Origin of the sequence: Mesorhizobium sp. M8A.F.Ca.ET.181.01.1.1 (assembly GCF_004792025.1) — a bacterium.
Classification (GTDB): Bacteria; Pseudomonadota; Alphaproteobacteria; order Rhizobiales; family Rhizobiaceae; genus Mesorhizobium.
Genome location: NZ_SRTV01000001.1, coordinates 721,014 through 734,944, shown reverse-complemented (window position 1 = coordinate 734,944; position 13,931 = coordinate 721,014). Strand labels below are relative to the sequence as shown.

Sequence of the window (13,931 nt, the reverse complement as noted above, 5' to 3'; positions counted from 1 at the left end):
GACGTAGCACTGTCGCTCGATGAATGAGATAGTAGCGACATGGAAAAGCAAATGACGATGTCGAACGGCGCCAAAATCAGGGAACTGCGGGAAGCGGCCGGCATGACCCAGGACAAGCTGGCCGCTATGAGCCGGGTCGACAGACGTACCGTCCAGCGTGCGGAGCAAGGAACACGGCTGCAGATGGAGACTCTGTCGAGCTTGGCTGCTGCACTGGGCGTGCTTGTCGCCAACATTATCGTCAACGGCGTCCGCCACGAAGACATCGACGATCTCGGCGCAAAGAGCCTTGTGGTACTAAATCGGGTCAGGTCCGGCATGATGTTGATGAATATTGTGCGTGACAGCTATGAGGGAACGATCTCATGCGAAGCTGAGCCGACCTCAGAGAACATCGAAGCCCTGTCAGCGGTCATCACGAAGCTCGAGTCGCTTATGCCTCAGCCTTGGGAACGGCCGCATCAGCGACTGTCATTTCCGCTGTCGGAAAGATTGAAGGCAGCAGTGGAGGTAGGCGAGCAGCTCAGACAACTCGAAGGATGGGGAATCGCTTTTTATGCGGGCACCTACACCGCCCGAACCCAAGTTCCGACGTGGGATGGTGATCACGGTGAAATGTTCATCTCCAGCCGGACCCCGTACGAGCTGGTTACTATCTGTCGCGTGATTGTAGCCCATTCCGGCCAGGGCGACCGCATCACGACTAAGGCCAATGACATCTTTGTCCCAACAAAGCCGCTCTCGGACGCGCCGACCGAAAACGACAAGAAGCCTTTGGACGACGAGATACCTTTTTAGTCCAATGTAGCTGAGCTGGATTGAGGTATCATCAAACCTGGGACATCCACGAGCTCTCTCAAGCGCTAACGGCGGCGTAATACGAAAGCAGGAAATGATTAACCACCACGGTCTATGGTCTCAGGCATGACGAAGAAAATCGTATCCTTTCGGCTCTCGGCACATGAGATCGAGCTCATCGAGAAAAGCGCGCGAAGATTCAAAGTGAGCCGTTCACAGGCTCTCAGCGCCGCCATTCGAGCGTTCGACCACAACTATATGGCTGAAGACGAAACCTTTGTTCAGCGAACTCCCTGGTGGTTTGAATCCCTTGATGGTGACACAAGATGAGCAAGCTGGATCCGAATAAGCTTATGATGGTTCTCGCAGTGATCACCCTCGTGGTTATTGCCGCGATGTCGGGATACAGGCTGCAGATCGGCCCCAGCGGACTGACATTTGAGCACGGCGGAGCTGCCGATGCTGCTGCAAACTCGAAGCTGATCGCCCGTAGCTATCCCATTGAGCAGTGCGGCCGGCCTTTTTTGGAGTCAGACCGCTTCGCTGCGGTAGTCCACAATTTCTTGAAAACCTACTTCAGGAACTCGGCGTCCTTCGGCACGCCCGCATCGATCGGCTCGGCCGTCCTGCTCGACACGGCCATGATCTTGCCGGCGGCCGACAGGTTGGGCCGCACGAAGACCTGGGCCGGGCCGTTGACGCGGCTGTAGAGGTCGATGATGTCCTGGTTCATGAAGCGCACGCAGCCGGACGACGCGTTCTTGCCGATGGAATCCCATTCCGGCGTGCCGTGCAGCCGATACATCGTGTCCTTGCCGTCGCGGAAGAGATAGAGCGCGCGGGCGCCCAGCGGGCTCTGCGGGCCGGGCGGCATGCCGTCCTTGTATTTCGCCAGTTCCGGCCGGCGCTGGATCATTTCGGGCGGCGGCGTCCACACCGGCCACTTCTTGCGCGCCTGGACCACGGCGCTGCCGGTCCATCCGAAACCGGCCTTGCCGAGACTGACGCCGTAGCGGATGGCCTTGCCGCCGTCGCGCACCAGATAGAGGAAATGCTCGGAAACATCGACGACGATCGTGCCGGGCTTTTCTCCGGTCGGATCGGCCACGACCTGACGCACGAACCTCGGATCGAGCTTGGCAACCGGGATGGCCGGCAGCTGATAGCCCTCATCGGTGCGCGCCGCATACATGCTTGCGGTATCGCCCAAAGCCGGCTCGCTTGGCGCGGCCGACGGTGGGGCCGGCGCCGCTGTCGGCGGCGCAACATCGGTCGTGGTGCACGCCGAAAGCGTCAGGGAAGCGGCCCCCAAAGCGGACGCGCCGAGAAACGCGCGCCGGTTCAGGCGCTCGGAAAAAATCGACCTGTCGGACATGAACCCCCCGGTTTATGCATAAGATCTCGCAAGGAATGCGGCCCCACGTTCAGGACCAATATCCCATTCCGGGAGATTTGAGAACATGATTGGATCAGGGCAAGCGGACTGCCGCCTTCAGTGCATCGCCCGCGATCAAGCCTAAAGCGCGCCGCGTCGAAACGGATTCACGCGTCGCGCTTCAGGGTGTTGCTTGATGCATGTCGTTCTCGCAAAACCGAGGTCACTTTCGCGCGACATGCATTGCACGATCGAACGGTCACCGCTCCTCGGCGTAGGGTGCATCTTGGTTCGGCCTGCGATATCGTCGCCGGCCCGAGTCACATTTGCCAGGTTACCCGCCATGGACGAAAAAATGCCCGCGCGTCGGCGCACCGGCGACCTGACCAGCGGCCCGATCCCGCGCACGCTGCTGCTGTTCGCCCTGCCGGTGCTCGGCTCCAATGTGCTGCAATCGCTGAACGGCTCGGTCAATGCCGTCTGGGTGGGCCGATTCCTCGGCGAATCGGCGCTGACCGCGACCTCCAACGCCAACCTCGTTCTGTTCCTGATCCTCGGCACGGTGTTCGGCATCGGCATGGCGGCCACCATCCTGGTGGCGCAGTCGGTCGGCGCCCGCGACCTGCCCGAGGCGCGCCGCATCGTCGGCACCAGCGCCACTTTCTTTTTCCTCGTTTCGGTGGTGTTCGCGGTCTGCGGCTGGATCTGGGTCGATACCATCCTGGGCGCGCTTGGCACGCCGGCCGACGCCTTGCCGCTGGCGCGCTCCTACCTGCGCATCATCTTCGTCGCCGTGCCGATGATGAACCTTCTGTCCTTCGTCATGACCGTGCTGCGCGGTGCCGGAGATTCCCGCACGCCCTTCATCTTCATGGCGCTGGCGGTGGTGCTCGACATCGTGCTCAATCCCCTGCTCATCCGCGGCATCGGCCCGTTTCCCGAACTCGGCATCGCCGGTTCCGCCACCTCGACGCTGATCGGCCAGACCGTGAGCGTCATCGCCATCCTCGTCGTGCTCTACGCGCGCAAGCATCCGTTGCGGCTGGCCGGCGCCAATCTCGCTCTGCTGCGCCCCGATCCGGCGCTGCTGCGCATCGTCGTCTTCAAGGGCGTGCCGATGGGCCTGCAGATGATCGTCACCTCGGCGGCGGCGCTGACGGTGATGGGCATCGTCAACTCCTATGGTTCGCAGGTTGCCGCCGCCTACGGCATCGCCGCGCAGCTCTGGACCTACATCCAGATGCCGGCACTCGCCATCGGCGCCGCGGTCTCTTCCATGGCGGCGCAGAATGTCGGTGCGGGCCGCTGGGACCGGATCGGCCGCGTTGCCGCCTCAAGCGTCGGCTTCAATCTTGTCCTGACCGGCGCCCTCGTCGCGCTGCTATGGGTCTTCGACCGCTCGATCCTGGGCCTGTTCCTGAGCAGTGACAGCGCCGCCATCGATATCGCTGCCCACATCAACACGGTCGCGTCCTGGTCGTTCATCCTGTTCGGCATCACCATTGTGCTGTTCGCCACGGTGCGCGCCACGGGGGCCGTGATGCCGCCGCTGATCATCCTGGTGATCTCGGTGCTCGTCGTGCGCACCGGCTTCGCCTATTACATGCGCGGCGTGATCGGCGAGGAAGCGCTGTGGTGGAGTTTCCCGGCCGGTTCGATCGCCTCGCTGGTCCTGGCTGCCGCCTACTACCGCTTCGGCGGCTGGCGCAGCTTGCACATGATCGAGAACAGGCCGGCTGCCGGCGAACCGCCCGACACCGGCCTTGGCATGCCGCGCCAGCGCGCGAACATGACGCCTGAAACGCCGCACGGCTGAAGCACCGCTGCCTGCCAGTTGGCGGCTATCTCAGCGTCTTTGCCTGAGCCCGAAGGCAAGCGCCACCAGCGCGAACACGATGATCATGACCGCGAAGGCCAGGCTCGCAGCGACAGGGCTGGCATAGGTCGACACGACGCCGATGCCGATGACAGGCAAGGCGTTGCCGACAAAGCAGCAGACGAAGAAGCTGGACACCACTTCGGCACGGCGATCCTGCGGCGCGATCTCGTTCACCACCTGCAGGCCACCTCGGTAGCCAAGTGCGGCCACGACACCGCAGCAGGCCGTCGCCACGATCATCAGTGCCATCGAGGCCAGCATCTGCGCCGCCACCACCAGCAGCACGCTTGGGATCATCAAGGCCAGGGCGGCCAGCATGGCCTTGCTGCTCTGCATGCGCATCAGCGCCACGATGCTGGCCGCAGCGACGATTGCCAGTTCAAAGAACAGTGCGCCGGCAACGGCATGGTTTGCCTCGTGCAGCTGCTGCGCCAGGATGCTCGGCGCCAACGCGGCATAGAAGCCGACCAACGCCATCGCGCCGAAACCGGTCACCGCCGGCGCGACGAAGCGCGTGCGTATCTTCTCAGGCACGGAGAGGTGCGGCCGCATCGAAATCCGCCCCAGGCCACCCGGTTTCGCCACGGTTTCACGGGTGCGCCAGACCAGGACCGCCACCACCGCGAGCGCCATGAGATAGACGATGAAGACCAGCCGCAGCGGCCAGGGCTCGTATTGAGCCAACAGGCCCGATATCAGCGACCCGAAGCCGAGACCGAGGAAATTGGTGCTGGTGGTGATGACGCTGGCACCTGATTTGTCGGCGGCCGGGAGAAGCTCGGCAATCCAGGCGGTCCCCGTCCCCGCACCGATGCCGATACCAAGCCCGCTCAGGATGCGCGCCACGTCGAGCGAGAGGACATTTCCGGCGAACAGGAAGATAAGCGCGCTGACAATGGCCACGATCATCGCCGCCAGCGCTGCTGGCCGGCGTCCGACCACGTCCGACACGCCACCGAACACCAGCAAGGCGCCGAGATTGCCGACGACATAGACCGCGTAAATCAGCGTCAGAGTGATCTGCGAAAAGCCGAATTGCTGCTTGTAGATGATATAGAGAGGCGTCAGCACCGTGCTGCCGGCAAACAGCACCGCGATCATCGCCGCGACAGCCGGGATCGCGAGGACGTCGCCGCTGGCCTCGTTCTGGGTCTGCGCCAAATCGCGAAAGGCCATGGCCAACCTCGTCACCAGTTTCAGGGATCGCGACGTTAACGCGCCCTTACGACAGGCGTTCCGGTGAACGGCCACGCTCCTGACACCATGGTGGGCCTTGCCCCACCAGGCCCATTGCCAAAAACGCTGATCGGGGCCAGCGGCCCCGATCGGTCACGGCATCCCTTCGTGCCGTATTGGATGCAAGCGGTCTATTTGCAGGAGACCGGGCCTACTTGCAGGGAAAGCCGGGCGCGATCTTGCATTTGCCGGGACGCGGCTTGTGCGGCGGGCGGTGGTGCGGAGGACGGTGATGAGGCCGATGGTGCCAGTGCGGCGGCCGATGCGGCGGGCGCACGATGATGACCGGCGGATGCACGACATGGGTCCGCGAGAGATAGCCGGAACTGGCCCAGCCGCTGACACCGCCGCCATGGATCCTGCACCAGCCAGGCTGGCAGCCGGTCACGTCGACCCTGAAGCCGGCCGGCAGCGTCCCGACCTTGGCGTATCCCGCGCCAGGCCCGGTGCGCACGTTGAGGCTGGTCGTGGTATGGGCGCCGTAGGCGAAGGCGGCGGCGGACGTCCCCAAGACGGCGGCCAGAATGGTCGCTATCGCAAGCAGAAATCGAAGTTTCATCAGTCCCTCCATTCGGTCGCCGGCCGTTCGACTGCTTCGGCCGGGACTGCATCGCAAGGGGAGAGGCAGCGCCAAGAAAAGTCAACAAGTGGCCAACGCCAACCACCACGATCACCGGTCCGGGCGTATGGTTTCCCCTGATATAGTTGAGGATTTTTTCGTGCGCCGTTTATCGGCGCGCCAACATCCGCTAACGATTTACTATCTTTCGGCAATTCGTCGCGGACCGAGGCAGTGATCATGGGCAAAGGCAGGGTCGAGGCATTCACCGACGGTGTGGTGGCGATCATCATCACCATCATGGTGCTGGACCTGAAGGTACCGGAGGGCGAGGATTTTTCGGCCCTGCTGCCGCAGTGGCCGATCTTCCTGTGCTACGTGCTCTCCTTCATCAATGTCGGCATCTACTGGAACAATCTGCACAACATGTTCCACACCGTGCAGCGTGTCGACGGCCACGTGCTGTGGGCGAACCTGCATCTGCTGTTCTGGTTATCCCTAATGCCGGTGACGACCGCCTTCATGGGCGAGAACCATTTCGCCACGGTGCCGGTCGCGGTCTACGGTTTCGACCTTGTAATGTGTGCGACCGCCTACAGCATGCTGGTGATTGCACTGCATCGGCTGCATGGGCCGGATACCGGATTCGCCAAGGCCATCGGTCGCGACCGCAAGGGAAGGATTTCGCTTGCCGTCTACGTAGCGGCCGTTGGGCTGACCTTCCTCGACCGGTGGATCGGCGTGGCGCTCTATGTTGCCGTCGCCCTGGTTTGGCTGGTGCCGGACACCCGCTTTGCACGGGTATTGGAAAAATAGCTTCTTTGTCCGGCGCAATTCCTGAGGGAAAACCACCTCACACGTTCCTGGACTTGCTTAACCGCGCATCGCTTTCAGCTTCTCCGCCACGGAAGCGGCAAGGTCGGCGTAGCGCTCTTCCAGCCGCTCCGCCGCCTTGATGATCGAGAAATCATGGCCGAACTTCTCCAGCGCCATGCGCAGTTTCTCGACGAACTCCGCTTGCTTTTCCAGTGCGGAGAACAAGGTTTTCACCTGAGCTTCGCTGATATCCGGGTTGGCCAGCATCTGTGGCACCTCGCGTCCCATCTGGTCGCCGGTGGCGGTCTGCTCCTTCAGAATTGCAACCCAATCCGTCAATCGGAAATCTCCCTTTTGGCGTCGCAGCATGCGCAGCCACGAGCGGACTGGTCAACCCGACGAGCCCCGACAAAGGCTTGCACAAGCCTGTTCCGGCGCTAAGTTCGGCGCCATTCGAAAAAAGGAAACCACCGCCGATGATCCCCGACGCCGAGATCCAGACAGCCCTGCCAGCGCTTGGCCGAGGCAATACCGCCGTCATCACCGGCGCCGCCAGCGGCATTGGCCTCGCGGCGGCCAAACGGCTGGCGTTGATGGGCATGAAGATCGTGCTCGCCGACATCGCTGGTCCGCGCCTCGACGATGCCTCGCGGGCCGTTGCCGCCATCGCCGGCGACGACGCCGTGCTTGCGGTTGCATCGGACGTTTCGAAGGCCGATGAGGTCGATCGCCTCGCCGACCGGGCATTCGGCGCCTTTGGCGAGGTCTCGCTGCTGATGAACAATGCCGGCGTCGGCGACAATCCTGGAAAGCCCTGGGAAAACCGCGATGGCTGGAAGCGGCTGCTCGACATCAATTTCTGGGGCGTCGTGCATGGCGTCGAAGCCTTCGCGCCGCGCATGCTGGCGGCGGCCAAGCCGGGCCTGATCGTCAACACCGGCTCCAAGCAAGGCATCACCACGCCGCCCGGCAACCTCGCCTACAATGTTTCCAAGGCTGGCGTGAAGACCTTTACCGAAGGCGTGGCGCACGCGCTAAGGAACGAGCCCGGCGGCCGCCTGTCGGCGCATCTGCTCATCCCCGGCTTCACCTATACCGGCCTCACCGAAGGCGCGACGGAAAAGCCCGCTGGCGCCTGGACGGGTGAACAGGTCGTCGATTTCATGCTGGAATCGCTGGTCAGGCGCGACTTCTACATCCTGTGCCCGGACAATGAGGCGGCGCGGCCGCTGGACGAAAAGCGCATGGCCTGGGCAATCGGCGACATTATCGAAAACCGTCCTGCCCTGTCGCGCTGGCATCCCGACCACAAGGACGCATTCGCGGCGTTCACGAAAGGCTGAGCTTCAAGCCGCGCTCTTTTTCGCGCCTCGCTTCTGGGCAACCGCCTTCTTTGCCGCCGTGGTTGCGATCTTCTCGTCGTGCCGCTTAGCGGCTCGCTCGCATTTGGCGCGGATCTCCTCGACCTCGGATTCGGTCAGATGTTCGATGCCGATAAAGTTGTTGTGGCCCTCGCTGACCCGGATCAATTCGTCGAGCTTGGCCTGGATCGCCGCGCCGTCACGGTTCTGGGTGTTCTGGATGAGGAACACCATCAGGAATGTAATGATGGTCGTGCCGGTGTTGATCACCAGTTGCCAGGTGTCCGAGAAACCAAAGACCGGCCCGCTAACCGCCCAGACGATGACGACCAGGCAGCAGCCGGCAAAGGTCAGCGGCAGGCCGGTTATATGGGCGACCCAGTTGGCGGCCTTGGTGAAAAGCTTTTCCATGTATCGAGCGCCCTCAATGTTTGCGGCATTGAGAAACAAGCGGCGGACCTTTGGGTTCCCATCGAGAACCGAATGTAACCGGCGCAATTGAATGCACGCTCAGCGCGCATTCGGCGCAAAACACACCTTATCGGTTCAATGTCATGGTAACCCTGCAGGCAAAGAGCCTGTTCCTCCGCTTCACAGCGGTTTACCTCCAGCCCCTTCCGCCGCGCCACCCCCGCATGGCGGAAGGGGCTTCATTCCGGAAAGCGCGAAGAATAGTTCCCCGAAGAGCCAACTCGCGCCCAGACAGCCGGCCGCTTCACTTACCCGCAGGGCATTGGCCTGTTGATACTCTGCACGGTCGCGACGGCCAGGCCCTGCCGTTCTCTGCCGGAACTCAAACGGCGTCGTTTTCCCAGCGGTCGAGGAAGGCCTCGATCGGCATCGCCTGCATGTCGGGAACCGCCCTGGCGAGTTTTTCCACCGGCCAGTCCCACCAGGCGAGAGCCTCGATGCGCGCCGCTATTTCAGGGACAAAACGCGGCCTGATCGGCTTCGCCGGCACGCCGGCGACGATCGTGTAGGACGGCACGTCCCGCGTCACCACCGCATTGGCGCCGATGACCGCGCCATTGCCGATGGCGATGCCAGGCAAGATGACCGCGCCGTGGCCGATCCAGACATCATGACCGATGGTCACGGCCTTCGACCGCCGCCGTTCGCGGAACGCGGCATCGACGCCCAGCCAGCGAAAATATTCGTTCGGCCGATAGCTGACCTTGTGCTGGGTCAACCGCTCGATCGGATGTTCCAGCGCATTAATGCGGCTGTTGGCGGCGATCGAGCAGAATTTGCCGATCGTCGTATAGATCGCCTCGGCATGGCGTTCGAAATAGGAGAAGTCGCCGACGATGACCTCGCGCAGCACGACGCGTTCGCCGATCGCGGCGTAGCGGCCAAGCTTGCAGCCCTTCATCTCCGCGGTCGGATGGATGCGCGGCTCAGGGTCTTTCGCAACGAGATCTTCGGAACGGTCCATGCCGGCGGCTTTACGCCGGGATGATTGGTCCCGCAAGGCGCGGCCAATCATCGGTCAGAACAGGACCAGGAAGACGTTCGCCCGCCTATTTCGGTTTGCCCTTGCTCCACACCACGTTCTGGCCGTAGAGCGGCACGGTCGTGACCGACATTTTGGCCGAGCCGTTCTGCACCTGGCGTGAATGCGACAGATAGATCAGCGTTTCGTTGGCCTTGTCGTAGATGCGGTTTACCACCTGCTTCTTCCAGATCAGGCTGATACCTTGCTTGAACACCTCCTCGCCGCCTTCGCTCGTATCAATATCCCCGATCGTGATCGGACCTGTCTGACGGCAGGAGATCGAGGAATCGCTGGGATCCTCGAACCAATTGCCCTTGTGCAGGCGGTCGATGACGCTGCGATCGAAATAGGAAACGTGGCAGGTGACACCCTCCACTTTCGGATCCTTGATCGCCTCGACGATGATGTCGTTACCGACCCAGTCGACGCCGACCTTGCCGACTTCCTCGGCAACGGCGCTACCGGCGCCAAGCACGACGCATGCGGCCAAGGCGCTTCCGATCAGTTTCCGCCCAGCCAGTTCGAGCCCAATCAGTTCGAGCAAAGAAGCCTCCTCGGTTCGAGTTGCCGGTCTCAGGTGGTGCGGACTGTGCGGCTTTGCAAGCAGGTGGGTCAACCACAACGGTTGCGGCAACGCGGCACTTTGCCTGCGCGGGGCCAAACCGCTAAGACTGTGGCCGAACAAGGGGCGCATGGTTTGGCCGGCGCCCCATGACGTTACAGACGGACATTTCTGATGATGCGTTCTATCCTGGTCGGCATTCTCGTTCTGATGGCGGCCGGCATCGGCTGGCTGACCTTCGACTGGTATCGCGGCCACTATGGCGGCGAACCCTTCGGCGCGCCCTTCACCCTGGTCGACCAGAAAGGCGCCCCGATCACCGAGGCCGCCTTCCGCGGACAGCCCAGCGTCGTCTTCTTCGGCTTCACCCATTGCCCCGAAGTCTGCCCAACGACGCTGTTCGAGCTCTCCGGCTGGCTGAAGACGCTCGGCGACGACGGCAAGAACCTGCATGCCTATTTCGTCTCTGTCGATCCGGAGCGCGACACGCCCCAGGTCATGAACGCCTATGTCAGCAATTTCTCCGACCGCATCACCGGCATCACCGGCGACCCGGACAAGGTCCACGCCATGGCCAAGTCGTTCGGCATCTACTGGAAAAAGGTCGACACCGGCGATGGCGATTACACGATGGACCACACCGCCTCTGTGCTGCTGCTCAACGGCAAGGGCGACTTCGCCGGCACGATCGCCTATGGCGAGAACGCCAGCACCGCCGTGGAGAAGCTGAAGCGCCTCGCCGCGAAGGGCTAGAGCTTGATCCCGGAAAGTGGAACCGGTTTTCGGACAAGATCAAGCCTGGAGGAACATAAATTCACATGACCCAGACGCGGCTTCATTTCACTACCGGAAAGATCGAGGCTGGTCGCATCTTCGCGGCGCTCGAAACGGCCTTCGAGGATGAAGGCTTGCCGATCGCCGTGCTGGAGGTCGACGAAGACGCCGACATCCACGAGGTCTCGCTCTACGCCGACGGCGACGTCGACGCGGTCGAGGCGCGGCTGAAGGACATTCTCGCCGGCCTCGCTTTGTCGAGACCTGTCGAGCGCGAGGCGCTGCCCGACATCGACTGGGTGGCGCGGTCGCTGGAAGGCCTGAAGCCGGTGCGCGCCGGCCGTTTCTTCGTCCACGGCGCGCATGACAAAAGGAAGCGCCACAGCGGCGAGCTCGCCATCGAGATCGAGGCCGGCCTTGCCTTCGGCACCGGCCATCACGGCACCACCGCCGGATGCCTCGAAATGCTGGAGAAAGTCGTGCGGCGCGAGCACCCGCGCAACGCGCTCGACCTCGGCACCGGCAGCGCGGTGCTGGCGATCGCGGTCGCCAAGCTGGCGCATATTCCGGTGCTGGCCACCGACATCGATCCGGTGGCGGTCAGGGTCGCCGCCGCCAATGCGCGGCTGAACCACGTCAAGGGCCTGATCGAGACGGTGACCGCGCCGGGCTTTCACCACCCGATCTTTGCCAGGCGCGCGCCCTTCGATCTCATCGTCGCCAACATATTGGCGCGGCCGCTGATGCGGCTGGCGCCGCAAATGGCCGGCCATATCGCGCTTGGCGGCTCGATCGTGCTGTCGGGCATCCTCGACCGTCAGCGTGACGCGGTGATCTCGGCCTATGTCGGCCAGAACTTTCGCCATATCAGTACTTTGCACCGCGAGGGCTGGGTGACGATCCACCTCAAGCATTGAGGCCGGCAAGCCGGTTGCCGATCCTCGTAGGTTAATTCCTAGAACTTGATGCGTGTTGGCAAGGCGGCATCACCGAGAGAATGCCGGCGCCGTCCCCTTTCACGCCATGGCTGGACCAGTCTCATTTGGTTGTCACCCGGCAGTCGCTGTAGCAGTTTGCGCCAGCTGGAAATCGATTCCGCTTTTCCAGGCCCATAGGTTACGGTCGCGCGGATACCAAGGAGGCCCACCATGTTCCAGACCTTCGATTCCGCGGGCGACCCGGCGGTCGGCAAGCCGCGCGTGGCGCTGCTGCGCCAATGGCTCAGCGACAATGGCCTCGATGGCTTCATCGTTCCGCGCGCCGACGAGCACCAGGGCGAATACGTGGCCGATCGATCCGCACGGCTGAAATGGCTGACCGGCTTCAGCGGCTCGGCCGGTGTCGCCATCGTGCTGCGCGACCGTGCCTTTGTCTTTGTCGACGGGCGCTACACGCTGCAGGTGCGGGGCGAAGTCGACCTCGGCATCTTCTCGATCGAAAGCCTCGTCGACAACCCGCCTGCCGTCTGGCTCAGGGATCACCTGGGCAAAGGGGCGCGGCTGGGCTTCGATCCCTGGCTGCACACGATCGGCGAGGTCAAGGCGCTGCAGGCCTCCGCCGACAAGATCGGCGCGGTGCTCGTGCCGCTCGACAGGAACCCGATCGACATCATCTGGAAGGATCAGCCCGGCGCACCCGTGACCCCGGTCGAGCTGCACCCGATCGGCTTTGCCGGCGAGCTCGCCAAGGACAAGCTGGCGCGGCTGGCGACGGCGATCGGCAAGGAAGGCGCTACCCATGCGGTGCTGACCGACCCCTCCTCCATCGCCTGGGCCTTCAACATCCGTGGCGGCGACGTGCCGCACACGCCGCTGGCGCTCGGCTTCGCCATCCTCGCCGCCGACGGGGCGCACCAGCTGTTCATAGACAGCCGCAAGTTCTCGCGCCAGGTCGCCGCCTACCTCACCCAGCTTGCCGATCCGCATGAGCCCGGCGAATTCGAGGCCGCGATCGCAGCACTTGCCAAGAGCGGCGCGAAAATCGCGCTCGATCCGGTGCTGGCGGCCGACCGGCTGCGCATGCTGGTCGAGGACAATGGCGGCACGGTGATTGCCGCGCCCGACCCCGCCCGCATCCCTCGCGCCACCAAAAACCAGGCCGAGATCAACGGCTCGCGCGCCGCGCATCGCCGCGACGGCGCGGCGGTGGCCAAGCTGTTGTGCTGGCTCGACCGGCAGAAGCCCGGCTCGCTCGACGAGATCGCGGTCGTCACCAGGCTCGAAGAGACGCGCCGGCAAACCGGCGAGGAAACCCAGATGCCGCTGCGCGATGTCTCCTTCGACACTATTTCCGGCGCCGGCCCGAACGGCGCCATCATGCATTACCGCGTCTCGCGCGCCACCAGCCGCAAGCTTGAGGCCGGAGAGCTGTTCCTGCTCGATTCCGGCGCGCAATACCAGGACGGCACCACGGACATCACCCGCACCGTGCCGATCGGCCAGCCGACCGAAGAGATGCGCGAACGCTTCACGCTGGTGCTGAAAGGCATGATCGGCATTTCCACGCTGCGCTTCCCCGCCGGCACGCGCGGCTCCGAGATCGACGCCGTCGCCCGCATGGCGTTGTGGAAGCATGGCTGCGACTTCGCCCATGGCACCGGCCATGGCGTCGGCTCCTATCTTGCCGTGCATGAGGGTCCGCAGCGCATCGCCCGCACCGGCACCGAAAAGCTGCTCGAAGGCATGATGCTGTCCAACGAGCCCGGCTATTACAAGGAAGGCGCCTACGGCATCCGCATCGAGAACCTCATCCTGGTGACGCCGGCCGAACAGATCGAGGGCGGCGACATCGCCATGCACGCTTTCGAGACGCTGACGCTGGCGCCGATCGACGTCAGGCTGGTGCGATCGGACTTGCTGACCCGTGACGAACTGCACTGGCTCGACGCCTACCACGCCCGCGTCGCGGCCGAGATCGGGCCGATGCTCGACGGCGAAACACTGGCCTGGCTGGAAAAGGCGACGGCACCACTGCCGCACGACGCGAAGATTTGAGTCGTCGGACATTCAGCTTTGGAAGGCTGGCGCTGCCCCTCATCTGCCTGCCGGCATCTTCTCCCCGTATAGTGACGGGGAGA

At 63.3% G+C, this 13,931-nt stretch carries 15 protein-coding genes; 8 read left to right on the top strand and 7 right to left on the bottom strand.

The annotated features are described in order from the left end of the window. Positions 1-51: 51 nt before the first annotated feature. Together EN824_RS03620 and EN824_RS03615 are read left to right on the top strand one after the other, a co-directional pair. Positions 52-798: a helix-turn-helix transcriptional regulator gene (locus EN824_RS03620; RefSeq protein WP_189522121.1), complete on the top strand. Its 747-nt coding sequence runs from the start codon at positions 52-54 to the stop codon at positions 796-798. 126 nt (positions 799-924) lie between these two features. Beyond that, complete coding sequence (locus EN824_RS03615) at positions 925-1,128, top strand: hypothetical protein (RefSeq protein WP_127267979.1); 204 nt, start codon at positions 925-927, stop codon at positions 1,126-1,128. A gap of 241 nt (positions 1,129-1,369) precedes the next feature. On the opposite strand, the gene EN824_RS03610 is transcribed toward EN824_RS03615, so the two are convergent. After that, entirely contained in the window at positions 1,370-2,173 is an 804-nt protein-coding gene (locus EN824_RS03610; RefSeq protein ID WP_135931905.1) for a L,D-transpeptidase, read from the bottom strand. Between the two features lie 355 nt (positions 2,174-2,528). On the opposite strand from EN824_RS03610, the gene EN824_RS03605 reads away from it, so the two are divergent. Beyond that, the gene (locus EN824_RS03605; protein WP_245520941.1) at positions 2,529-3,989 is read left to right on the top strand and encodes an MATE family efflux transporter; all 1,461 of its coding nucleotides are present in this window, start codon (positions 2,529-2,531) and stop codon (positions 3,987-3,989) included. A 30-nt stretch (positions 3,990-4,019) separates the two neighbouring features. Here the strand turns inward: EN824_RS03605 and EN824_RS03600 are convergent, their stop codons facing one another. Next, the gene (locus EN824_RS03600; RefSeq protein WP_135931903.1) at positions 4,020-5,228 is read right to left on the bottom strand and encodes an MFS transporter; all 1,209 of its coding nucleotides are present in this window, start codon (positions 5,226-5,228) and stop codon (positions 4,020-4,022) included. Positions 5,229-5,439: 211 nt separating this feature from the next. Next, the gene (locus EN824_RS03595; RefSeq protein ID WP_127871674.1) at positions 5,440-5,847 is read right to left on the bottom strand and encodes an SH3 domain-containing protein; all 408 of its coding nucleotides are present in this window, start codon (positions 5,845-5,847) and stop codon (positions 5,440-5,442) included. A 240-nt stretch (positions 5,848-6,087) separates the two neighbouring features. Between EN824_RS03595 and EN824_RS03590 the strand changes: the two genes are divergently transcribed. After that, the gene (locus EN824_RS03590; protein ID WP_127280053.1) at positions 6,088-6,663 is read left to right on the top strand and encodes a TMEM175 family protein; all 576 of its coding nucleotides are present in this window, start codon (positions 6,088-6,090) and stop codon (positions 6,661-6,663) included. 57 nt (positions 6,664-6,720) lie between these two features. Here EN824_RS03590 and EN824_RS03585 read toward each other — a convergent pair whose 3' ends face one another. Continuing rightward, positions 6,721-7,002, bottom strand: coding sequence for a hypothetical protein (locus EN824_RS03585; RefSeq protein ID WP_023792142.1), 282 nt, complete (start codon positions 7,000-7,002; stop codon positions 6,721-6,723). Between the two features lie 137 nt (positions 7,003-7,139). On the opposite strand from EN824_RS03585, the gene EN824_RS03580 reads away from it, so the two are divergent. Then, positions 7,140-8,006 carry an SDR family NAD(P)-dependent oxidoreductase gene (locus EN824_RS03580; RefSeq protein WP_135931902.1) on the top strand — a complete coding sequence of 289 codons (867 nt, stop codon included), beginning with the start codon at positions 7,140-7,142 and terminating at the stop codon, positions 8,004-8,006. A 3-nt stretch (positions 8,007-8,009) separates the two neighbouring features. On the opposite strand, the gene EN824_RS03575 is transcribed toward EN824_RS03580, so the two are convergent. The 3 genes from EN824_RS03575 to EN824_RS03565 form a co-directional block, all read right to left on the bottom strand. Then, on the bottom strand, positions 8,010-8,435 hold the full coding sequence (locus tag EN824_RS03575; protein ID WP_127871678.1) for a low affinity iron permease family protein: 426 nt from the start codon (positions 8,433-8,435) through the stop codon (positions 8,010-8,012). A 382-nt stretch (positions 8,436-8,817) separates the two neighbouring features. Then, a complete protein-coding gene (locus EN824_RS03570; protein ID WP_127871679.1) occupies positions 8,818-9,459 on the bottom strand; it encodes a DapH/DapD/GlmU-related protein in 642 nt (213 codons plus the stop codon). Between the two features lie 85 nt (positions 9,460-9,544). Next, complete coding sequence (locus tag EN824_RS03565) at positions 9,545-10,063, bottom strand: CreA family protein (RefSeq protein ID WP_135931901.1); 519 nt, start codon at positions 10,061-10,063, stop codon at positions 9,545-9,547. Between the two features lie 192 nt (positions 10,064-10,255). Between EN824_RS03565 and EN824_RS03560 the strand changes: the two genes are divergently transcribed. The 3 genes from EN824_RS03560 (at position 10,256) to EN824_RS03550 (ending at position 13,848) form a co-directional block, all read left to right on the top strand. Beyond that, the gene (locus EN824_RS03560; protein ID WP_135931900.1) at positions 10,256-10,834 is read left to right on the top strand and encodes an SCO family protein; all 579 of its coding nucleotides are present in this window, start codon (positions 10,256-10,258) and stop codon (positions 10,832-10,834) included. Positions 10,835-10,899: 65 nt separating this feature from the next. Then, the gene (locus EN824_RS03555; RefSeq protein WP_135931899.1) at positions 10,900-11,772 is read left to right on the top strand and encodes a 50S ribosomal protein L11 methyltransferase; all 873 of its coding nucleotides are present in this window, start codon (positions 10,900-10,902) and stop codon (positions 11,770-11,772) included. 231 nt (positions 11,773-12,003) lie between these two features. After that, positions 12,004-13,848 carry an aminopeptidase P family protein gene (locus EN824_RS03550; protein WP_135866378.1) on the top strand — a complete coding sequence of 615 codons (1,845 nt, stop codon included), beginning with the start codon at positions 12,004-12,006 and terminating at the stop codon, positions 13,846-13,848. Positions 13,849-13,931: the final 83 nt, after the last annotated feature.